Origin of the sequence: Paenibacillus camelliae, assembly GCF_023715345.1 — a bacterium.
In the GTDB taxonomy this organism is placed as follows: domain Bacteria; phylum Bacillota; class Bacilli; order Paenibacillales; family Paenibacillaceae; genus Pristimantibacillus; species Pristimantibacillus camelliae.
Window position 1 is genome coordinate 200,656 of record NZ_JAMBNY010000007.1, and the last position, 21,319, is coordinate 221,974.

Consider the following 21,319-nt stretch of genomic DNA (forward strand, 5'->3'; position numbering starts at 1 on the left):
ACTAAACGATATAGGGTCGTAAAAAAATACTTAATTAAATTTGAGTAATAGCTAATAAAAATAATAAATAAAAAAATTAAACTATACGTTATTTGCAATTAATTTATGTGGTGCCCTCACTTACGAGGGCATTTTTTATTATGAATAATTATATTTTAGTCATAAATTTTTGTAATTCGTTCAAACTATCTTTATCATCTTGGAAACGGCGGTGAACAAAGTGAAGCAAGAGGAGAAAGAGAAGAGAGAGAAGCTAGTTCAGCTAGAGCAGCAGAATGAACAAATGCAACAACAGAGTCAGCTAGAGCAGCTAACTCAACGAGAGCAGCAAGATCAACAAATGAAGCAAGATGCAATGGAGCAGCAGGAGTCTATTGCTTCTAGCCCAGAACTAGCTCCTCGTCTAGAGTGGTTTAAGCTTCGTCTGGAGCGAGTCGCTGAAGTCGTTTTTCATGAATTTACAGTAGATTATGGGCATTCTTGTGTCCTTATCTATATGAGCGGAATGTTTGATATTAAGCAAGCAGAACGGAACTTGCTAGAGCCCTTGCTTGGCAAAGTCTTTTATATGAAGGATGAGCTAACACAGTATTTGTTTTCTCGTAATCAGCTGCCTGTAACAGAGCTGCATTGGGTTGATCGTGCAGCTGATGCGCTTCAAGCCATCCTTCAAGGCTATGGAATCTTACTTTTCCAGGGTGAGCCGCGAATGCTCGTTCTCCCCTATGCGAATTATGAAACTAGATCAATTGTAGAGGCACCTAATGAAACGGTACTAAGAGGACCGCGAGAAGCTTTTATTGAGGACATCGGTGTCAATATCAGCTTACTAAGGCGCAGAATTAAAAGTCCCTTGCTTAAAACAGAGGAGTACACATTTGGCAGACATACGTCAACGCGAGTTGTACTCGCTTATATGGAAGGAATTTGTAAGGATTCATTAATTCATGAGGTAAGAAGGAGGATCAGCTATCTAGATATTGATGGTGTATTAAGCTCAAGTCAGATTGAGGAAACGATCACAGATCGATCCTCCTCGCCATTTACGCAAATTCAATATACAGAGCGACCGGATGTCGTTAGCTCGTCAATTCTAGAGGGAAGAGTCGCAATCCTGGTTGATAATACTCCAATCGCACTATTGGCACCTACAACGATATTTTCAAAGATGCAATCCTCCGAGGACTATTATCAAAACTTTGTTGCGGCTACAGCCATACGATATATCCGATATTTATTTTTGTTTATCTCGTTTTTACTGCCATCGTTTTATATTGCGATATCGACCTTTCATGCTGAAATGATACCGTTCAGGCTATTAGTAACCGTTGCTTCTGCACGTGAGGTTGTGCCTTTTCCCGCTTTACTCGAGGCATTTATAATGGAGATTTCATTTGAAGCGCTGCGCGAGGCTTCGGTACGCATTCCAAAATCGATAGGACAAACGGTTTCTATTATTGGGGCGCTTATTATCGGAACAGCCGCTGTGCAAGCAGGGATTGTATCTGCAGCCATGGTTATTATTGTTTCTGTTACTGGCATTGCATCGTTTATTATACCTAGCTTTGATCTAGGCCTATCCTTTCGTTTAATGAGGTTTCCGCTCATGCTGCTGGCCGGAACATTTGGAATTTTTGGCATAGCATGCGGAATGTTTCTCATCTATACACATGCCCTAAATCTAGAATCCTTCGGTGTGCCGTATCTAACACCTATGGCTCCTTCTAATCGTGATTCAGCGAAGGATGTTTGGATGCGTGCACCTTGGTGGCGAATGAATGAACGGCCGTCCTTTGCCGCGCCAAATAATAGAAATCGCCAAAAGAAACAAGCTAGAGGCTGGAAACTCGAACAGGAGGATTTGGAATGAGAAAGCTCATAATCTCCTTACTGCTTCTTATGATGCTTACAGGTTGCTGGTCATCGGAAGAGCTCAATGATCAAGCCTTCATTGGCGTATTAATTATAGATCGTAATGATGACGGAATTGAAGTGACGTTCGGTGTTCCTCTTACAACGAATTTAGCAAGCGGGGAAACGAGTGGATCGGCCTCTGGTGGAGAAGTTTTTGGCTATTTCAGTCGGACGGCCCCAACTTTGGAGGAAGCCATGCAGAAGGTGCAAGGTGATTTGTCCAGACGGGCTAATATTGGGCAGAATCGCAATATTGTTGTTGGAAGAAGATTTGCTGAAGAGGGAATAACACCTGTTCTGGAGCTCGCTGCAAGAAATCCTAACATCAGAATGAATACGAACATGTTTTTAGTTGATGGCTATGCAAAGGATGAAGTAGCAAAAGCGACTGTTACGTCTGAACGCTTTTTTATCTCCATATTAAATAAATATGTTGAGCATCGTACCGCGCTGCAAACGACGATTAAAGACTTTATGCTGTCAAAGGCATCTGGCGGAGATGGTCTGCTGCCGATAATAAACTTTTCTAATACTACCGAAGGTGCGATGGTTGGTAAGTCTTCTACTGTTGGGACAGGTGGAGCTGCCATTATAAAAAAGGGGAAGCTGGTTGAGCCAATTTTAACGCCGGATCAGACCTCAGCTGCCCAAAGTATACGGAATCAACTAGGGAACTATTTCTTTAGTATTAAGTCACCAACGGAAAATGGATGGATCGGGCTTTACAGCACATCAGTTGATGTGAAAACGAAAATTGTGAAGAAGGAAAAAAAATATCATATCCTGATTAAGCCAACCTCTGAGGTTGAAGCGATCAGCAACAATTCGACAATGAACTTCGCAATTTATGAGGAAGTCAAAAAGCTTGAAGATAGAATCGATCAGTTTTCTGATCAATTACATGCTGACACGATGCTCATCATACAGCAAACCGGTGCTGATGTTTTCCACTTTGATCGGTATATGATGGTGAAATATCCACAGGAGTGGAGAAAAATTAAAGATCATTGGCGCGAATACTATCGCGATCAACTCGCGATCGACATCGATTCCGATATCCGTATTCGACGCAAAGGCTCCACCGTTAGATCGTTTAAGTCTCAATTTATTGAACATAATGAGGGAGATTAACAATCATGACGACCAAGGTTGTAACACAAAAACAGATGTACAAATATTTTACCATTCATATTATTACGACCATTATTATGTTTATGATCGGGATCGTACTACAGCAAAGCGGGTATAGTGCTCCACTTGGTGTGCTCATCGGGGCCTGTATAGGTATAGTGATTACTTTCTTTTCTATTGCATTTGCCAAGCGCAGACCTGATGCTTTCTTTGTTCATTATGGTGCTGACATTGTGACCCGCTGGCTGCATTACCCGCTGATGGCTTTTATTATTATGACTAATTTTCTACTCGTAGCGATTAATTTATGGGAAATTCAAGACTTACTCTTACAGTTTTATTTAACTGGGACTCCCTCATGGATTATTCTCGGATTATGTGGGCTATGTATATCCTATATGGCACGCTACGGTATTAAATCAATGTTCAGAGCAGCAGAAGGCATGTTCTATTTAAGCATGATTACCTTTATTATTATTCCGTACCTCGTCCATTCGAATATGGAATGGTTTCTGGCACGAGGCTTTGCTACGATTGCTTCAGTTAAAGAAGCCTGGCCGACGGCTTACCACCTGGGTTCGATATTTGGTGAAGCATCACTCATCTTATATATATATCCCTATATCAGTCAGGCGTCCTATACACGAAAGACTACCATTCGTTTTACGATGCTAGCTGCATTGATGGTAATCTGTCATCTCATACCGATTCTCATCGTGCTTGGTCCTGATCTAGCCCAAAACTTAAACTATCCGGAGCTGGACATTATTCGTTTAATAAAAAGTGGGTCGTATCTAGAAACGCTTGATCCGATCATTATTGCGCTTTGGCTCGTTAGTATCTTTATTAAGCTCAGCTTTATCTTGTTCGTTATTAGTCACATGCTGTCACGAATACTAAAGCTGAAATACAGTAAACCTCTCATTTATCCGATCTGTGCTTTTATTATCGTTAGTACGATATGTTTAGCTCAATCTCACACGCAGTTTTTTAGTATGCATAATGGCGGGGTTAGCACATGCGTCTATATCTCTCAGCTCATACCGCTTCTATATTATGTTATCGATGTGATGAGAAACAGGAGACAACAAATGGAGGAAGAAAGTCTATGATAATTATCGCTATCGCCTATATTGTGATCATTACTTATGAGGTCTATTATATGAAGCGGCACAGTGTTCCGATCAAGCCTTATGTAGTGCTATATGGTTTCATGCTTATTGCCAGTGAAATACTGTATTACTTTAAGGATGAGTTTCAGCTAATTACAATAATTAAGGTTTTATTTGCCCCAATAGAAAGCATCTTATTATTCAAGTAAGTGCTCAGGCGACTTAGAAAACAATTTAATAAAGGTTGATATTCATAAATATGGTGGTGTTACGTAATACTAGATGTAAGTAAATGAAGTGAATATTATACGAGTACATAGTAGGAGGAATAGCTTGAATATGATGAGCTTGTTAAGGAGAGGGAATAAATCAGCAGGGATTGCTGCAATCGTAAACTTGATTATTTCCCTTATTAAGGGAGCTGCATTCATGTTTACAGGCAATGTGGCTATGTTTGCTGAGACAATGCATTCGTTGGGTGATGCTGCCAATCAATTATTTGTGTTTGTTGGTAGTGCTCTATCTAAGAAGCGTCCCAATGATCGCTACCCGAATGGCTTTGGACGAGTTGTTAACTTAGTGCTTTTATTCGCGGTCATCATCGTTGGCATTATGAGCTATGAGGCGATCAAGGAAGGCATTCATCATATTTTTCAGCCAACGGAGTCGAAAGGAATATGGATTAGCATTTCTGTACTTACCGCAGCAGTTATATTAGAAGCCTTCGTTATGTTTAAAGCGATGAAGGAGGTTATTCATGAAACGAATGCTGAGGCAAAGGGATTGTCTATCATTCCTAAAAGCTTCGCCAACCTTTCCAAAGCAAAGCCTGCTACCAAGCTTGTATTTATGGAGGATTTGGTCGCTACATTAGGTGGTGTTATTGCGATTATAGGCATTCTGCTGTCATTTTACGTAGGATTTCATGCGGCAGAGGGAATTGCATCGGTCATTATTGGTGTCATGATGTTTTATGTAGTGGGCAGAGTATTTTTAGATAATGCCAAGGGTGTTCTGGGAGAAGCAGATGATGAGCTGGAGGCCAAGATCGCTGCGTTTATTTTTACAAATGAGGATATCAAAGATATTAAGACTTTATTCGCTATGAAGGAAGGAGAGGATTATCATATTGAAATGAAGCTAGAAATTGATCCCTCTATTTCAGTAAGCAGAGCGATTAATATCAAGAAGAGCATCGAACAGCATATACAAAATATGCCAGGCGTCACAGATGTAATCATTGAGTTTGAGGAAGATGATCAGATTGCAACTTGGGAAAAAGTGAATTCAACGCCAATTGGATAATGCAAGGAATACTTCAGGCTGCCAATCAACGAATCAGATGCGTTGGTCGGCGGTCTTTTCAATTATAGGGGTGACTAAGCAGATAACAAATACTACAATACATAGTAGTGGTGCATAAAAAAAAGCGAGCATAAGGTGTGCTCGCTTACGGATGTTCAGAATAGGTAATGGTGACTCCAAGATGATAGTTAGATTCTTCTTCATAATGTCCGTCAGGGCAAAATTTGATATAGCCTAAATCTGTTCGCTCATCCTTCAATGGCTGATTACAATGCGGACAATTATTAGCAAAAATATCTTTTAGAAGGCTCCACAATTCATATCACCTTTTTCCAACTTGTTTACTTGGTTTTATTATAAAGGCAGTTATCGTTTAAGTCTAGAGTTAATTTTACATTAATTGTTTTTGTTTTTAAGGAGGAGGCTAATGGACGTCATATTATATGTAGTTTTGCTCGCGCTAGGTTTAATTGCTTCCTTTCTATCGGGATTATTAGGAATAGGCGGAGCAATAATTAATTATCCCTTATTATTATATGTTCCACCCATGATTGGAGCTGCTGAGTTTACAGCACAGGAGGTATCCTCCATCAGTATGTTTCAAGTGTTTTTTGGTTCACTAGCTGGAGTCATCGCCTATCGCCAAAGTCAGAAAAAAACTGGGAAATCACTCATTCATCGGGGACTTGTACTTTATATGGGCAGCAGTATATTAATGGGGAGCTTTATTGGCGGGTTAAGCTCACAATATCTATCCAGCTATACGATCCATATCATTTATGGCATCTTAGCCATAGTTGCAGTCTTACTAATGCTCATACCGAATAAAGGGAAAAAAGAAGGTGTGGATGGTGAGGTTCGATTTCATAAGGGTGTAGCCATAGCATCAGCATTTACAGTAGGTATTGTATCAGGGATTGTTGGAGCTGGAGGAGCATTTATTCTAATCCCGTTAATGCTGAATGTGATGAAGATACCGATTAGAGTAACGATTGCTTCATCCTTAGCCATTGTCTTTATTTCTGCAATAGGTGGAGTTATTGGCAAACTATCCGCTGGACATCTGCTCTTTATGCCTACGCTTTTCGTTATTATCGGAAGTTTAATTGGCGCACCACTAGGCTCAAGAATCAGTTCAAAGATTAATGCTAGGGTGCTTCGCTATATTTTAGTCGTTCTTATTTCCGCAACAGCTGTAAAGATTTGGTCATCTGTATTCGCTTGAATAAAAATTTGCTATCGTATATGTACCTCTGTTATAGTTTACGGAATAATAACATTAATCTATTTACTAACTACAGACCTAGAGAAGTCAGACGATAGAAATGAGGCGAGCGACATAATTAAATTTTCAATGATTGTTGATTCTTGCTGTGATGCAACACAGGCACTTATAAAGGAACTTAACTTAATTAAAATACCATTAAACCTAATGCTGGGCGACCGTGAAATTGTGGATAATGAACAATTGGATCTTACGCAATTTATGGCAGACATGAAAGCATGCACTGGAAAGGTCGGCTCCTCAGCTCCCGCTCCAGCGTTATATCAGGAAGCCTTTGATCAAGCGGAGAATTCATTTGCAGTAACGTTGTCTAGTAGACTCTCCAGCTCATATTCAAGTGCGATGCTTGGAAAAGAAATGATGGAATCAACCTCAAATGATGTTTATGTATTTGATTCAAAAAGTGCATCGGCTGGTCAACTGCTCATCGTATTGAAAATTTATGAGCTCGCTCAGCTTGGCTTAGCTAAGTCTGATATTATCTCTCGCACAGAGGATTTTATTAAGCATATGAAAACATATTTTGTACTCGATAATATCGATAATTTAATGAAAAATGGTCGCTTAAGCAAGGTTAAGGGAAAGCTTATCAATATGTTAAATATTAAGCCTTTGCTTGGCTCAGATGGAGATGGCAATATTGTGAGCTATTCCAATGTTAAAGGGCAAACGAAAATTGTTAAAAAGCTTGTTGATACCATTAGCGATAGCGGAAAAAATACGGTCGGAGAGAATGCTGTAATCTCGCATTGCAACAATGAGGATTTGGCTAACCGATTAAAGCAAGCGATAGCTGAACGGTTCCAGTTTAAGGATATCGTCGTTGTGCCAACAGGCGGAGTAAGCTCATTGTATGCCAATGATAAAGGGATTATTTTAGCCTTTTAAGGTGTATTAGTACTAGATAGCATAGCTATATAACAGCAAATGGGGTATCCAATGGTTAGAGACTAACCTTGGATACCCCATTTGTTACTTCCGTGTCCAATATATCATATGCAGCAGCTACTGATATTATGTGTTACTTATGCTTTACTTAGCAGCTGCAGCATCTTCTGCTTCCATACGAGCAACAGCGGATTCACTCACATCGACTCGCTTAATGAAGAATGTGAGGATTAATGCAACAGCGGTTGTTAAAGTTGCGATTAGGAATGAGTATTGAATACCTTCCAGCATACCTAGCTGAGTAATTTGAGCTTTTTCAATATCTGTAATAGTTGTAAGGTCAATCTTGCTAAATTGATCTGTAATGCTGCTTTCAGCACGAGAGTTCATAATGGATACGAAAATAGCTGTACCTAATGCACCAGCTACCTGAGTTAACGTATTGTTAACTGCAGTACCATGTGGGTTTAGTCGAGTTGGTAATTGGTTTAAGCCGTTTGTCATAATCGGCATCATGACCATCGAGATACCAAGCATGCGCACACAATAAATCGTGATGATGTATGAAATCGACGTGTCAAGATCAAAGTACGTCATAAAGTACGTCGTAACGCACGTAATGGCAAGGCCGAGAATCCCGAGCACCTTCGGTCCAAATTTATCAAAAAGCTTACCGGTAATTGGTGACATAATCCCCATCACGATCGCACCTGGGAGCATCATAAGACCAGAATCTAATGCTGATATTCCGCGCACGCTTTGTACATATGCAGGAGTAAGAATCATACCAGAGAATAAAGCTGCTGAGTTAACGACAGAGATTAACGATGCGAGCGCGAACATTGGATGCTTGTATACCGATAAATTCAGCAGCGGCTGCTCCATCTTAAATTGTCGTAGAGTGAATAGAATGACCATAATTGCACCGACGGCAATCGTCGTAATAACTACTGGATCTCCCCAACCGTCTGTGCTTGCGGAGCTGAAGCCGTAAAGTAAACCACCAAAACCAAGCGTAGACATGACGACAGATAAGTAATCGAGTGTTGCTTTACGTGTCGGCATAATGTTTTGGAATTTGAATATTGCAAGGATTAGACTGATGATGGCAAATGGCAAGATCATTTCGAACAATAGACGCCAGTCATAATATTGGACGATATACCCAGATAATGTTGGTCCAAGTGCTGGAGCAACGATCATAACGAGACCGAATACCCCCATAGCAGCTCCACGCTTTTCACGAGGGAAGCTAATGAGCATTGTATTCATAAGCAGTGGCGACATTACTGATGAACCTGCTGCTTGAATCATGCGGCCTGCAAGTAGAAAACTAAAGTTAGGTGCAAAGGCTGCAAGTGCTGTTCCCAAAGTGAATAGGAGCATCGACGTAATAAACAGCTGTCGATTCGTAAATCTGGTAAGTAGAAAAGCGGATACCGGAATTAGAATACCGCTAACTAGCATATAGCCTGTAGAAAGCCATTGACCCGTGGCATAGGACTCGATATTCAAATCCGCCATAATGGTCGGTAAGGCAACGTTCATTAATGAGTTATTAAGAAATGAAACGAATGCCCCGAAAAAGAGTATCCCTAACATAAAATAGGGTGGCTTCTTTAACTGTTGTAAAGTATCACTCATTATATTTTACGCTCCTATCAAAAATTTATTTTAGCTTTAAAATTTGTGTCACTTGATGATTTTATATCATTGGTTCATTAATTTCAACTTTTTTATACTACCAGTCCAAAAAATATTGTAAAATGTTTTGTGACATGGGTATACTTAATGAAAAGTAGGAAAAGGGGGCACGATGTGAATAAGCGTAAAAAGATGGTTGTTGATCATGCAAAAGCACTTTTCCTAGAGAAAGGCATACAGCAAACCTCAATTCAGGATATTATCGAGCGCTCTGGAATATCTAAGGGCACCTTCTATAATTATTTTTCCTCTAAAAATGAATGTGTTGCTGCGATCTTACAGCAAGCAAGATCCGAAACGGATCTTAAAAGACATGAGATACAACTAGGGAAAGATGAACAAGACATCAATGTCCTTATTAAGCAAATCACGATGCTATCTCGAACAAACGAGCAGCAAGGCATTAGTGGTATGTTCGAGGAGATTATGCACTCAGGTGACGTTGAGCTAAAAAAAGTTGTATTGAATTATCGTCTGCTTGAGATCGAGTGGTTAGCTGGGCGATTCGTCGAAGTGTTTGGACATGAGCTGAAACCACATGCAATAGAGGCAGCAGTTTTATATTACGCTATGCATCAGCATTTATTGCTCACTGCCAAAACAATGAATCAGCGAAATACGAATGCTGAACAGGTTGCACAATCAGTATTCCTCCATTTGCGCCATATTATCAACAATTTGGTGAATGAAGGAGCTGCTATACTCGATCCTGAAAAAATCGAGCTATACAAAAACAATATGAAGCAGGAGCAGCTTAATCGAGAGGAAATTGTTATTCTGTATCGTGATTTAATAGCGAATACCAAGCTTACTAAGTCTCAGCTTGAGCTCACTGAGGGCTTAATCGAGGAGTTGGAGCGGGAACAGCTTAGGGAAAGTATTATCAATGCACTGCTTTCACCGTTTATGGATGCTTTCCGCAACACAACGCTTTATAATCAAGCGAAAGAGATTATGGGGCTAACCTGGAGCTATCTTAAGCAAAGACAATAGAAAAGAGTAGGTCGTTGGGTTTACATCAACGCCTACTCTTTTTTCGTACGAACACGTTATACCTTTACGCGATACCAATACGTATATGCTTCCTGATACCCCAGCTTCGCATAGACACGCTTCGCTGGCTCATTATTAGCAACGACTGCTAGATAGCTTTTGGACGCGTGCGGCTTGCATTGCTGCAGCAATTGCCAAAGCATATAGCTGCATAAGCCCTTATTACGATAGGCTTCAGCCGTAATAACATCATAAATGCCTACATAGTCCTGGTCGATAATAGCCATGGCAAGAGCGGCTGGCTCACCGTCAACGTAGCAGCTAGCTAGCATTAGCTTGCCTGGCATAGCAGCCATCATATCAATCATCGTTGGGATATACCCATCATTCACTCCGCTTAGCTTGCAATATTGCTCGAGCCAAGGCAATGAAATATGCTCTTGAATTATGAACTCAAGCTGACCTTCTAGGCTTGCATGAATTGAAGGCTGATCCTTTAGCTGATCGAGCGAAAGGGTCAGCATAAGTGACGGATCATATAAAGCATAGTCAAGACTATTCAAGGTCTCATCTAATTCAGGCTCTGAAAATGGAGTCAGCTTAAAAATAGTAGGCTGCTTCATTAACTTATATCTTTGCTCACAGGCAGCAATATTCGCATGTAGCTGCTTGCTGGAGCTTTGAATGGTGCTGATGCAATTGGCACGCTTGGTATAGCCATTAGACATGCGCAGCTTCCAGCCATCCATATATTCTGTATTTAACGCTGGCCAATGAGTAAGGCTCAGCTCTTCAATATGCTTTAATGGTAATGACATCTTCATTCCCTCCTCTTGAACATGTATAATGATACATTATAATGAATAAATATTCAATGGGGCGGAAAAAAATACATAATTGACCTGCCTAGCAGTAAATTATGTATTTTGGTTTAAGTTAAGCGTATTGCGCGATTTGTCTACGAACTTCTGGAATGACCTTCGTTGCTAGCAGCTCTAGACTATTGGCAGCGAGCTCGAATGGCATACCGCCAATATCCAGCTGTGCGAGAAAACGCTGATGACCGAACAGCTTGTATTGCAGCAATATTTTACTTGCGACCTCTGAAGGGCTGCCCACAAATAGCGCGTGCTGCAGCTCTGTCATTTGATCGAATTGCTCCCTTGTAAACTGTTGCTGCTTTCCTAATTGTGCATTGACATAGTTTTTATAATTTTCGTAATAAGGATAATATATTTCACGAGCATCCTTAGCACTCTCAGAGATAAAAGTGTGGCCTGTTACTGCGACCTGACGATGTTCAGATGGTCGATCTAACTTGGTTGCCATACGATGGTAAGCTTCCACTAATGGCTGATAAGATGTAACATTACCGCCTAAAATTGCAATGGCCATGCCATGCCCGTATCGAGCTGCACGTTCAGCACTTGAGATGCTTCCACCTACACCAATCCATAAAGGAATTTCGGATTGATAGGGGCGAGGTGCGATTTCAACATTATGTAATGCTGGACGAAATTGACCTGTCCACGTTAGTTTTTCATGCTTGTTAAGCTGCAAGAAGAGCTCCGTGTTTTCCTCAAACAGCGCGTCATAATCCTCGGGATCGAAGCCGAAAAGCGGGAAGGATTCGAAAAACGCACCCCTGCCTGCAATAATTTCAGCACGACCATTGGATAGCAGATCAAGTGTAGCATAATCTTCATACAATCTGACGGGATCAACAGTACTTATAATCGTTGTTGCACTTGTTAATCGGATATTGCTTGTACTTTGCGCAATGGCTCCCAATGTAACTGCGGTAGATGACACTGCGTAGTCCAAACGATGATGCTCTCCAAGACCAAAAACATCGAGGCCAAGCTGATCAGCCATTTTCGCAAGCTCAACAATTTGTCGTGCGCGCTCATGGGGAGTAATCTGTACTCCAGTATGAGGATCCTTCCCCAAATCAGCTAGTGTGTAAATGCCGAATTGGAATGGTTGTTTACGCATAGTTGTTATTCCTCCAAATTCAGATAGATATTTATTCTAGTACATAACCAAATTCAAGCCCATCTACCTCACCGGATGCTTCCTCGAAGAGATCAGTAATACTCGAATAGTCTGTTTGATCCTGACAATCATTATTCCATAAGATTGTTATAGGAAGCTCAATATGACCAGTGAGACAATCCCATAAGGCATCTAGATTATGACCATAATGCGTTGGTAGCTCGAGCTGTGCTGCAAGCCAATGATGCACCGAATCATACTGTTTAATATGAGAGAGCTTAAGCTCAATTGTTTTATTCATTCTGTTGCCACCTCATCTGTAATATCTGTAAAGCTTTTATAATGGTCTGTCGTCATATAGATTAGTCCATCATTAGAGAAGACGATTCGGTCCGCATTGCGATGACCGCCTTCATAATTAATATCCGCCTCATACCATATTCTTCCTTCCTTTTTAGGAAGTAAACCTTCACGATTGCCAAAGCGGTCGCCGCCAATGCTCTTTCCTGGAGCAACGTCATGCAGATTTCCATCCGCTGCAATCCAGCCTAGTTTCTTTGCTTCATTCTTCGTAATAAAATTACTTGGCAGCTGTCCGTTTGCACGTATGTAAGCAGCAACCTCGTCAAACGAGGTTAAACGTTCATTATTTGATTGCTCAATCTCAATAGCAGGGCTATTGCTGCTGCGAGGCTCGTCTAGGAAAACACTACAGCCCGTAACTAGTAATATCAGCAAAGCTATCGAACTGATAACGGCAAGCTGAGCTAGGCGGCTGAGTTTTTCTTTCAATAATGACTTCATCGTCCCACTCCTTATGTAGTAGCTTTCCATAGTATACGTGATTAAATTTTTTAAGGCAAAACAGAAAAAACATACACATTACAATATGAATTTTCGCATAACCAGTGTATGATGATGGTGATGATAATTTACAACTGTAATTGAATGTAAAAAGGAGTCTAGCAGCATGGAATGGAGCATTAAGCATTTTAATGAATTAAGCAACATCGAAGTATATGAGATCATAAAGCTTCGTACAGATGTGTTTGTCGTGGAGCAGGAAAGTATATATGCTGACTGCGACAATAAGGATTTAGACGCCTATCATCTACAGCTGAGAAATGAGCACAATCAACTCGTCGGATATTGCAGGCTATTGAATTATGGCGTGAGCTATGAACACAGCTATTCGATAGGTAGAGTCATTATTGCACCTGTGCTCAGAGGAACTGGCAATGGTGAAGAGCTAGTAAGGAAAGGGATTGCTTTTATTAAGGAGCATTGGGGCGGTAAAGCGATCACGATCTCTGCACAGCAACGCTTGCAGCATTTTTATGAAAAGGTTGGATTTACTGTACAGTCGGAGCCTTATATGGAGGATGGAATACCTCATATTCGTATGACCGCTCATATTAACTAATGATCTACAGCTTAGGGAGGCTATATTGTGCGATTTCAATTTCTAGTAAAAGATAAACCCAAATCATCGTATCGGAAAGGCATGCAAGTGGCCGTTGTCGAAGGCATGTGGGCAATGCTGCTGCTCACCATGCTTACTGGCCCATTTCTAACCGCATACTTATTATATCTTGGAGCAAATTCGAAGCAGATAGGAATCGTACTGGCGATTCCAGCGTTAGCGAATTTGCTGCAGGTTGTAGCAGCGATGTATATGCAAAGGTTGGTCAATCGTAAACGCGCGTTTATAATTTTTACATCGGCTCATCGTCTAATTGGACTATCAACAGGACTTATTCCATTCATATTTCCCAAGGATTTATGGCTTGTTACGTTTATCATTATTTTTCTAATTTATGCTGTTGTAAACGCGTTTGCAGGAGTCATCTGGCCCTCGCTAATTTCTGATATGGTTCCTAATCAAGTGCGAGGTAAATATTTCGGTATTCGAAACGTGCTAACAAGTGCTGTAAATAGCACGGGCTTATATATTACGGGAGTAATTATTGATGCTTACCCCGGTGCATGGGGCTTCAACATCATGTATGCCATTGCTGCTGTGACGGTCGTTATGAACATTATATATATGACGAAATATCCGAATCCTCATTTTGAAAAAAGTGAGGGGATGAAGCTAGGTACATTTGTGCTGCGCCCATTTCGCGATCGTACCTTCTTTAAAGGGCTTGTGTTTTTAACGATGTGGACGCTTGTCGTGACGATGACGCATCCGTTTTTTTCGTATGTCATGCTTGACGTACTGCGCGTGCCTTATGCAACTGTTGCGAATCTAGTTATTCTGCAGACGATTACGTCAATGGCTGGTTTTTATGTGTGCGGGCTGTTATCTCGCAGATTAAGTGAAAGAGCGCTTCTCATTGGCTCGCTGCCGTTTTTAGCTGCCGCTGCCTTGCTTTGGAGTACGATGAACGTTCTACCTCAGCTGCTCGTACTTATTATGATTTATGCATTTCTTGGCTTCGGCTTAGGAAGCTATAACCAACAAATCTTTATTTTTATGATTGGCTCTTCCACAAAAGCAGAGCGTCCTATATATATCGCTGTGTTCTCCGCGATAACTGGTATTGCCGGTTTTATTGGTCCCACAGTTGGAGGCATAGTATTTGAAGAGCTGAAGGCATACCCGTTATGGCTACAGGAATACGGTTTATTTTTAATGCTGGGCATCATTCTACTCATTTTAGCTGTCATCGTAGCACCTATTATTTTCCGCAAGCCGAAAAATAAGCTATAATGTTGTAGTCAGAAAAAAGTAGAATGAAATTAAGTTTTGTATAGAAAGGTCGTGCAATTATGAAAAAAGCAGTGCATACAGATCTAGCACCGCAAGCGATTGGACCTTATTCTCAAGCGGTCCAGGTTGGTCAATTGCTATTCACGTCAGGGCAATTAGGAATGGACCCTGCTACGAATCAGTTTCCAGAAACAGCTGCTGAGCAGGCGAAGCAATCACTTAACAATGTGAAGGCAATCGTTGAAGCAGCAGGTGCGTCGATGAACCAAATTGTTAAGACGACAGTGTTTTTGAAGAATATGAATGATTTTGCAGCAGTCAATGAAGTATATGCAAGCTTTTTTGAACAGCCGTACCCAGCTCGTAGCGCTGTAGAGGTTGCACGTTTGCCTAAGGATGCGCTAGTTGAAATCGAGGTCATCGTGCAGCTGTAAGAATAGTAAAATAGCTTAAGCGAGATCTATTGTTATTGTTTTATTATAACAAGGGGTCTCGCTTTTATTTATTCAAGGAAAATAGTGCAAATATACTAAGCTTTTTATTGACGTTAGGTGTCCGAGGTTTAATAATAGAATAGTAGTGTTCTGCAAAAAAATGTATAGAAAGTGGCGGTATATTGAAAGCACCTATACGCAATACGTTTATTATTGTTAATCTGTTACTTCTAATTACAATTCTACTAAATTATTCTTTACATACCTTCCAGAAGCTTGAATCTATGATGTTTGATCATAATATGAAGCAAACAGCCACTCATGATCCTGATCCACACATCGTAGTTATTGCCATCGATGATCGATCCATACAAGAGCTTGGGATGTTCCCTTGGGATCGTTCGATATATGCCTCTCTGCTAGCTACGATCAATGAGCCTGACTTTGAGCCTAATGCGATCGCTTTTGATATTGTGTTCAGCGATCCAAGTCAAGAAGATAGCGATGCAATCTTCGCCGAGGCACTGGCTACATACCCTAATGTTATACTTCCCGCTGTTGCTAGTACGACAGGGGATGTTTTCCGCACTACGACAGTGAGCTCAGATCAATATCTGCAAACCTATGCTGTCGATTACGCTTATCCTTTATTTTCTGAGCATACCGAAAATGCGCATATTAACCGTGTCGTAAGTCACGACGGGATTATTCGGCAAACGTGGCTGAAGCTGCAGTCTCCAGAAGGAGACGTTATCCCCTCTTTAGCCTATAAGGCTGCCGAGATGGCAGGTGCAAACCTATCGCGATATGAGGATTGGACAGATCGTAAAAAAACAAGTGATCCTATTGCGAAGAATACGATGACCATCGATTACAACCTCGTGACCGAGGATTTTCTAACCGTATCGTTTGTTGATGTGATCTACGGTGAAATCCCTCCAGAAACGTTCCAGGATGCGATTGTATTTGTTGGTATGACCGCGACAGGACTATCTGGTGACAGTGGTCAAGATTCTGGACCGACACCACTAGCGCGTGACATGAAGCTGGTGTATGTCCATGCCAACATTACGAATCAGCTCCTTCAAGGCTCAGCGATCGTATTTGCACCGAACTCATTAGAGCTAGTCGCCATAATCATTGCATTCTTATTATTTACGTGGCTGCCATGGCGCTTCAGAAACCAATATACGTTTATCGTTGCTGTTAGCTCGATTATTGGCATCTACATGCTTCAGCTCTATCTTTTCAAGCAGTTTAACTATCAAATGAGCATGGTCTATCTAATCGCATCAATTGTTATAGCTTATATCTTTAACGTATCTTTGAAATCGTACAAGGAGCAGCAGCAGAAAAACTTTGTTACGCGACAATTCGGCCGTTATATATCGCCAGATCTCGTGAAAAGCATCATTGACCAGGGCATGGATATACAGCTAGGGGGCATCTCTAAGCGAATCACGATACTATTTCTAGATATTCGCGGTTTTACAGCTTTATCTGAGAAGCTTACACCTACTGAAGTGGTCGACATTCTGAATACGAAGTTTACGATGATCACGAATACTGCACTACAGTTTCACGGCACGATTGATAAATTTATCGGTGACGCTGCAATGATCCTGTTTAATGCACCGCTCGATGTAGAAGAGCATGAGAAGATGGCTGTCTATACGGCGTATCATATTCAGCAAAATATGAAGCCAATCCGTGAGGAGCTGCTGCAGAAGTACGGTGTGGAAGTGGCGATTGGTATCGGCATCCATACGGGGAATGTCGTCATTGGCAATATTGGCTCTTACTTAAGAATGGACTATACAGCGATTGGTGATAGCGTCAATATCGCCTCAAGAATTGAGTCAGGAACAACTGCTGGGCAAATTCTCGTATCCGAGGAGGTCTATAAGCAAACCTCAGAGCATGCTATCTATGGCGAAGGAGAGCAAAAACTATTTAAGGGGAAATCACAGCCAATCCAAATATATGAGCTGCTCGCTCTAAAGAAAGATTCAGAAAAATGAGAGCCAGGTTACTGAAACGACCTTGATTCGAGCGTAAGCTATGTATAGCCTTGCAAGTCTCGAGTAAAGAAGCGCGAAATAAATTAAATAAGGGAGATGATAAATGAATGAAGAACAAATTATTGAAAGGGATCGTATGGGCAGCCTGCGGTGCTTGCTTCTTGATGCCGATGACTGCAGCGGCGAATCAAGCGGTGTTAAAGGAAAAAAACCTCTATGAAATCCGAACGCTAACCGGACAGAATCAACCAGGCTATAGTGACGGAGCAGCCCAAGCTGCTAGCTTGTACACACCAGCTTCTATTATTGAGCTGAATAATGGAGGGATATTAATAAGCGATAGTGACAACCATCTGCTTAGGTTGCTATCTAGTAATCAAGTGACAAGCTATAGTGGACTTATTCTAGATTTCGATGAACAAGGCTTCCCTATTGGAGCCTACAATGACGGTAACAATGATAGCGCTTTTTACAATAAGCCAGCTGGCTTAGCCCAAGATGTACAAGGCAATATATATGTTGCTGATAGCGGGAATCATAGCATTCGTATGATTACTACTGATGGCATAGTGAAGACGATTGCTGGTAATGGTGAGATCGGCTTTCAGGATGGGACAGGTGAGCGAGCAAAGCTATACAGCCCTTCAGATGTAGCAGTAGATCACAAAGGAAACGTATATGTCGCTGATACACTAAATCATGTGATACGAAAAATCGATGCAAATGGCGCAGTTACGACATTAAATAAACGTTCAGAGCGCGTCGTGGAATATTTTCCAGGGGTAGTAACCGAGGCTGGTGATTTCAAGGATGGTCGACTTTCCGAGGCATTATTCAATGAACCAACTGGGCTTGCCATCGATGAGCTTGGAAATCTCTATGTAAGCGATTCTGGCAATCAACGGATTCGGTACATTGATTTTGAACAAGGCATCGTGAAGACAGTGGCAGGTGGTGGTGAGTACGAACGTAACGCACTTTATGCTCCTGGCGCATATGCCAATGGAGAGGCAGAACAGGCAAGATTCTCATCTCCGACAGGGATATCTGTTGCTAGTGATGGTTCATTGCTCATCGCTGATCGTAACAATCATGTGATAAGACTTCTTGCTGATGGAATAGTTTATACGCTTGCAGGGCAGGAGGAAGAGAGTGGTAAGTCAGATGGCGTTATAGGTGCAGCTGAGCTGAATGAGCCTACCGACGTCATTGAGCGTTCAGACGGTACGTTACTTGTAACGGATTCTAGCAACAACAGACTTCGCGTTATTCAGCGCTATGAGCAGCAAGCGCACGACGAGGACGGTAATATTCACGTTATGGTTGAAGGAAAGCTGCTTGTTTCAGATGTCGCGGCTAAGCTTCAGGGAGGCCGTACCTATGTCCCATTACGCGCACTTGCGGAACATTTCGGCTATCGTATCCACGTTGATAAGCAAAGCAGTCAAGTAAGAGTGACGATTAACTCTAGTCTCTCCTATCTCTTCTCTGAAGATGGTCAGTCTATCGTTAAGCAGACGAGCGAAGGAACTGAAACGTTGGACGCATCAGGCATTGTTGTAGATCATCGTTTGCTAGTACCAGTTCGCTTTATTGCTGAGCAGCTTGGCTATGATGTGCAGTGGGATCGTCAGCAACAGCATGTTGTTGTTCGTTCGGCATTATTTCAAAGCTAGTTTTATAGAATGATAGGGAGGTTCGTCGATGAGAAGAGGCTTAATTATAGCTTTAACGTTTATCTTTGCTGTGGTGACACTCACAACGGGAGTAGGCTTTGCTGATGCAGCTACTTCACGCGTTGCCATTATTTCTAAGATAGAAGGAACGGTAGAGGTTCAAAAGTCCGGAGGTAAGAAAACGCTAAAGGGCTTTAAGAACATGAGCTTAAATGAAGGGGATGTCGTTACAACCGGAAGCAAGAGCAGTGTTGAATTGAAGTTTTCTAACGGTACTTCAACAGATGATACGTTAGTTCTTGAAAGCAACTCAACGGTAACCTTTAGTAAGCTATCCACGAAGAATGGAACAACAACGAAAGTAAAGATGAAAAAAGGTAAAGCTTGGGTGGATGTGAAATCCATTGCTACGAAGGATGATGAATTTCAGCTGGAAACACCGACAGCGATTATGGGCGTTCGTGGAACTAACTTCTTTGTTGGAATAGATCCCAATACGGGCGAATCCGTAATCGGCTTACTATCTGGTATTATTCAAATGCAATCGAAGGACGATGGCGATCAACAGCCGCAGCAAATCTATCCTGCACAAATATTCTTTCACAATCCAGACTCCGGGAATATGATCGGCAATATGTCTAATCAATCATTAGAGCAGTTATTGCAACAAACATCACCTGATACGATGCGAAGCATATTGGACAATCTTGCAAAGATACAGCGGGAAAATGAAGAGATGCTTAAAAGATTGCAACAATCTCAAGGCTCCGATTCTCAACTGCCGTTATCAGATGAGGTGATTCAAAACAATATTCGAAATTTGACTAGCGCAATTCTATTAGCCGCGTTGAATAAAAATTTGATATCACAAAATGATAAGGAAGCAATGGAGGATGAGCTTGAAAAGATTATACAATCTGTAAACGGTCAAATAGAAAGGGAATTAGATGGAAATCTAGATACTAGATTACCTAATAATCGATACGATTTTGAGCTACAGAGAAAAACTGAGGAAATGCAAGAGCAGTTGGAACGAGCGAAAAAAAACAATGGAGATTTATTAAAAGAAATAGAGAGGAAGATGGAAGAACAGCGACTAAAGAATGAACAAGAGAGACAACGACGAGTTGATGAGGCTATGCAGAAATTACTTGAATCCTTAAATGAAGACGAAAAAAATAGATTTAATTCAGACAAGGAGCGTCGACTAGAAGAAGAAAGAAATCAACAGCGAAGCACTCCAGTGCCGGTGCCGCCGAGACCGACATCAACGCCGACGCCAACGCCAACGCCAACACCGACACCGACACCGAGCTGGGAGGACGAAGCAGCACCATTCGCTGTGGAGTATGTACAGAATGGTCAGAGTACGGCGCTAAGCTACAGTGCTGGTCAGGAAGCATTAAGTTATATGCTTGACGAGATGCTCGTCTCCCAAGGCAATGCACAGCTAATTCTTACTCCGAATGTAGCGGGTGCTGATCTTACAGCGGTAACGATTAACGGTGAAGAGCTAGATAACGTAAATGGCAGCTATGTATGGGATTTACCTGAATCGTCATCAGATCTTTACGCGTTGATTAACGTGTATCATCCAGATTATAATCCAGCGGAAACAGAGCTGACGCTTCGCGGTATCGTATCGTATCAGCCAACGCCGAGCTGGGAGGACGAAGCGACACCATTTGCAGTGGAGTATGTGCTATACAGCGGCAGAGAAGCGTTAAGCTACACGTTTGAAGAGACGCTAAGCTATCGACTAGATGAGACTATAGTTTCAGTTGGGGATGATCAGCTCGTCTTTGCGCCGAGCGTAGCCGATTCTGAAATTACCTCGGTAATGATTAACGATGAAGAGCTAGAGGAAGTGAACGGCAGCTATGTATGGAACCTGCCGACGATGTCCACAGAATTCGTGGCAACGATTAGGGTAGATCACGTAAACTATGGCCCCGCAGAGCTGACGCTTCGCGGCATTGTGTCGTATGAACCACCGCCAAGCTGGGAAGACGAAGCAGCACCATTTGCACTCGAGTATGTACAGGATGGTCAAAGAACTTCACTAAGCTACAGTGCTGGTCAGGAAGCATTGAGCTATATGCTAGACGAGATGCTCGTCACCCAAGGCAATGCTCAATTAATTCT

19 protein-coding genes are annotated in these 21,319 nt (G+C 41.6%); 14 read left to right on the forward strand and 5 right to left on the reverse strand.

Features of this window, described 5'->3' with window-relative positions:
* Nucleotides 1–211: 211 nt before the first annotated feature.
* The 7 genes from M3180_RS13555 to M3180_RS13585 all read left to right on the forward strand — a co-directional run bounded on the left by M3180_RS13555 (nucleotide 212) and on the right by M3180_RS13585 (nucleotide 7,635).
* On the forward strand, nucleotides 212–1,870 hold the full coding sequence (locus M3180_RS13555) for a spore germination protein (RefSeq protein WP_251668354.1): 1,659 nt from the start codon (nucleotides 212–214) through the stop codon (nucleotides 1,868–1,870).
* A complete protein-coding gene (locus M3180_RS13560; protein WP_251668356.1) occupies nucleotides 1,867–3,045 on the forward strand; it encodes a Ger(x)C family spore germination protein in 1,179 nt (392 codons plus the stop codon). The genes M3180_RS13555 and M3180_RS13560 overlap by 4 nt, the downstream gene beginning before the upstream one ends.
* Before the next feature lie 5 nt (nucleotides 3,046–3,050).
* Entirely contained in the window at nucleotides 3,051–4,157 is a 1,107-nt protein-coding gene (locus M3180_RS13565) for a GerAB/ArcD/ProY family transporter (protein WP_251668359.1), read from the forward strand.
* Nucleotides 4,154–4,366 (forward strand): hypothetical protein, encoded by a 213-nt coding sequence (locus M3180_RS13570; RefSeq protein WP_251668360.1) that lies wholly within the window; start codon nucleotides 4,154–4,156, stop codon nucleotides 4,364–4,366. The genes M3180_RS13565 and M3180_RS13570 overlap by 4 nt, the downstream gene beginning before the upstream one ends.
* A gap of 130 nt (nucleotides 4,367–4,496) precedes the next feature.
* Complete coding sequence (locus M3180_RS13575; RefSeq protein ID WP_251668409.1) at nucleotides 4,497–5,462, forward strand: cation diffusion facilitator family transporter; 966 nt, start codon at nucleotides 4,497–4,499, stop codon at nucleotides 5,460–5,462.
* A 427-nt stretch (nucleotides 5,463–5,889) separates the two neighbouring features.
* Entirely contained in the window at nucleotides 5,890–6,687 is a 798-nt protein-coding gene (locus M3180_RS13580; RefSeq protein WP_251668362.1) for a sulfite exporter TauE/SafE family protein, read from the forward strand.
* Nucleotides 6,688–6,816: 129 nt separating this feature from the next.
* Nucleotides 6,817–7,635: a DegV family protein gene (locus M3180_RS13585; RefSeq protein WP_251668364.1), complete on the forward strand. Its 819-nt coding sequence runs from the start codon at nucleotides 6,817–6,819 to the stop codon at nucleotides 7,633–7,635.
* 144 nt (nucleotides 7,636–7,779) lie between these two features.
* Here the strand turns inward: M3180_RS13585 and M3180_RS13590 are convergent, their stop codons facing one another.
* A complete protein-coding gene (locus M3180_RS13590) occupies nucleotides 7,780–9,279 on the reverse strand; it encodes an MDR family MFS transporter (protein ID WP_251668366.1) in 1,500 nt (499 codons plus the stop codon).
* A 174-nt stretch (nucleotides 9,280–9,453) separates the two neighbouring features.
* Between M3180_RS13590 and M3180_RS13595 the strand changes: the two genes are divergently transcribed.
* Nucleotides 9,454–10,332, forward strand: coding sequence for a TetR/AcrR family transcriptional regulator (locus M3180_RS13595; protein ID WP_251668368.1), 879 nt, complete (start codon nucleotides 9,454–9,456; stop codon nucleotides 10,330–10,332).
* Between the two features lie 56 nt (nucleotides 10,333–10,388).
* On the opposite strand, the gene M3180_RS13600 is transcribed toward M3180_RS13595, so the two are convergent.
* The 4 genes from M3180_RS13600 to M3180_RS13615 all read right to left on the reverse strand — a co-directional run bounded on the left by M3180_RS13600 (nucleotide 10,389) and on the right by M3180_RS13615 (nucleotide 13,131).
* Nucleotides 10,389–11,150, reverse strand: coding sequence for a GNAT family N-acetyltransferase (locus tag M3180_RS13600; protein WP_251668370.1), 762 nt, complete (start codon nucleotides 11,148–11,150; stop codon nucleotides 10,389–10,391).
* Nucleotides 11,151–11,268: 118 nt separating this feature from the next.
* Complete coding sequence (locus tag M3180_RS13605; RefSeq protein ID WP_251668372.1) at nucleotides 11,269–12,327, reverse strand: LLM class flavin-dependent oxidoreductase; 1,059 nt, start codon at nucleotides 12,325–12,327, stop codon at nucleotides 11,269–11,271.
* A gap of 31 nt (nucleotides 12,328–12,358) precedes the next feature.
* Nucleotides 12,359–12,628, reverse strand: coding sequence for a barstar family protein (locus tag M3180_RS13610; RefSeq protein WP_251668374.1), 270 nt, complete (start codon nucleotides 12,626–12,628; stop codon nucleotides 12,359–12,361).
* Nucleotides 12,625–13,131: a ribonuclease domain-containing protein gene (locus M3180_RS13615; protein ID WP_251668376.1), complete on the reverse strand. Its 507-nt coding sequence runs from the start codon at nucleotides 13,129–13,131 to the stop codon at nucleotides 12,625–12,627. Before M3180_RS13615 ends, M3180_RS13610 begins: the two co-directional genes overlap by 4 nt.
* A gap of 166 nt (nucleotides 13,132–13,297) precedes the next feature.
* Between M3180_RS13615 and M3180_RS13620 the strand changes: the two genes are divergently transcribed.
* The 6 genes from M3180_RS13620 to M3180_RS13645 form a co-directional block, all read left to right on the forward strand.
* Nucleotides 13,298–13,750, forward strand: coding sequence for a GNAT family N-acetyltransferase (locus M3180_RS13620; protein WP_251668378.1), 453 nt, complete (start codon nucleotides 13,298–13,300; stop codon nucleotides 13,748–13,750).
* A 27-nt stretch (nucleotides 13,751–13,777) separates the two neighbouring features.
* Nucleotides 13,778–15,043 carry an MFS transporter gene (locus tag M3180_RS13625; protein WP_251668381.1) on the forward strand — a complete coding sequence of 422 codons (1,266 nt, stop codon included), beginning with the start codon at nucleotides 13,778–13,780 and terminating at the stop codon, nucleotides 15,041–15,043.
* Between the two features lie 59 nt (nucleotides 15,044–15,102).
* The gene (locus M3180_RS13630) at nucleotides 15,103–15,477 is read left to right on the forward strand and encodes a RidA family protein (RefSeq protein WP_251668383.1); all 375 of its coding nucleotides are present in this window, start codon (nucleotides 15,103–15,105) and stop codon (nucleotides 15,475–15,477) included.
* Between the two features lie 182 nt (nucleotides 15,478–15,659).
* Complete coding sequence (locus M3180_RS13635) at nucleotides 15,660–17,498, forward strand: CHASE2 domain-containing protein (RefSeq protein WP_251668385.1); 1,839 nt, start codon at nucleotides 15,660–15,662, stop codon at nucleotides 17,496–17,498.
* A 107-nt stretch (nucleotides 17,499–17,605) separates the two neighbouring features.
* Nucleotides 17,606–19,174: an NHL domain-containing protein gene (locus M3180_RS13640; RefSeq protein ID WP_251668387.1), complete on the forward strand. Its 1,569-nt coding sequence runs from the start codon at nucleotides 17,606–17,608 to the stop codon at nucleotides 19,172–19,174.
* A gap of 28 nt (nucleotides 19,175–19,202) precedes the next feature.
* On the forward strand, nucleotides 19,203–21,319 hold a 2,117-nt coding region (locus tag M3180_RS13645), incomplete at its 3' end, for a FecR domain-containing protein (RefSeq protein ID WP_251668389.1).

Coding starts and splice junctions, on each gene's coding strand:
- M3180_RS13560 (WP_251668356.1), top strand. CDS start 1,867: ATGAGAAAGCTCATAATCTCCTTACTGCTTCTTATGATGCTTACAGGT.
- M3180_RS13565 (WP_251668359.1), top strand. CDS start 3,051: ATGACGACCAAGGTTGTAACACAAAAACAGATGTACAAATATTTTACC.
- M3180_RS13570 (WP_251668360.1), top strand. CDS start 4,154: ATGATAATTATCGCTATCGCCTATATTGTGATCATTACTTATGAGGTC.
- M3180_RS13575 (WP_251668409.1), top strand. CDS start 4,497: ATGATGAGCTTGTTAAGGAGAGGGAATAAATCAGCAGGGATTGCTGCA.
- M3180_RS13580 (WP_251668362.1), top strand. CDS start 5,890: ATGGACGTCATATTATATGTAGTTTTGCTCGCGCTAGGTTTAATTGCT.
- M3180_RS13585 (WP_251668364.1), top strand. CDS start 6,817: ATGATTGTTGATTCTTGCTGTGATGCAACACAGGCACTTATAAAGGAA.
- M3180_RS13590 (WP_251668366.1), bottom strand. CDS start 9,279: ATGAGTGATACTTTACAACAGTTAAAGAAGCCACCCTATTTTATGTTA.
- M3180_RS13600 (WP_251668370.1), bottom strand. CDS start 11,150: ATGTCATTACCATTAAAGCATATTGAAGAGCTGAGCCTTACTCATTGG.
- M3180_RS13605 (WP_251668372.1), bottom strand. CDS start 12,327: ATGCGTAAACAACCATTCCAATTCGGCATTTACACACTAGCTGATTTG.
- M3180_RS13610 (WP_251668374.1), bottom strand. CDS start 12,628: ATGAATAAAACAATTGAGCTTAAGCTCTCTCATATTAAACAGTATGAT.
- M3180_RS13615 (WP_251668376.1), bottom strand. CDS start 13,131: ATGAAGTCATTATTGAAAGAAAAACTCAGCCGCCTAGCTCAGCTTGCC.
- M3180_RS13620 (WP_251668378.1), top strand. CDS start 13,298: ATGGAATGGAGCATTAAGCATTTTAATGAATTAAGCAACATCGAAGTA.
- M3180_RS13630 (WP_251668383.1), top strand. CDS start 15,103: ATGAAAAAAGCAGTGCATACAGATCTAGCACCGCAAGCGATTGGACCT.
- M3180_RS13640 (WP_251668387.1), top strand. CDS start 17,606: ATGAAGAACAAATTATTGAAAGGGATCGTATGGGCAGCCTGCGGTGCT.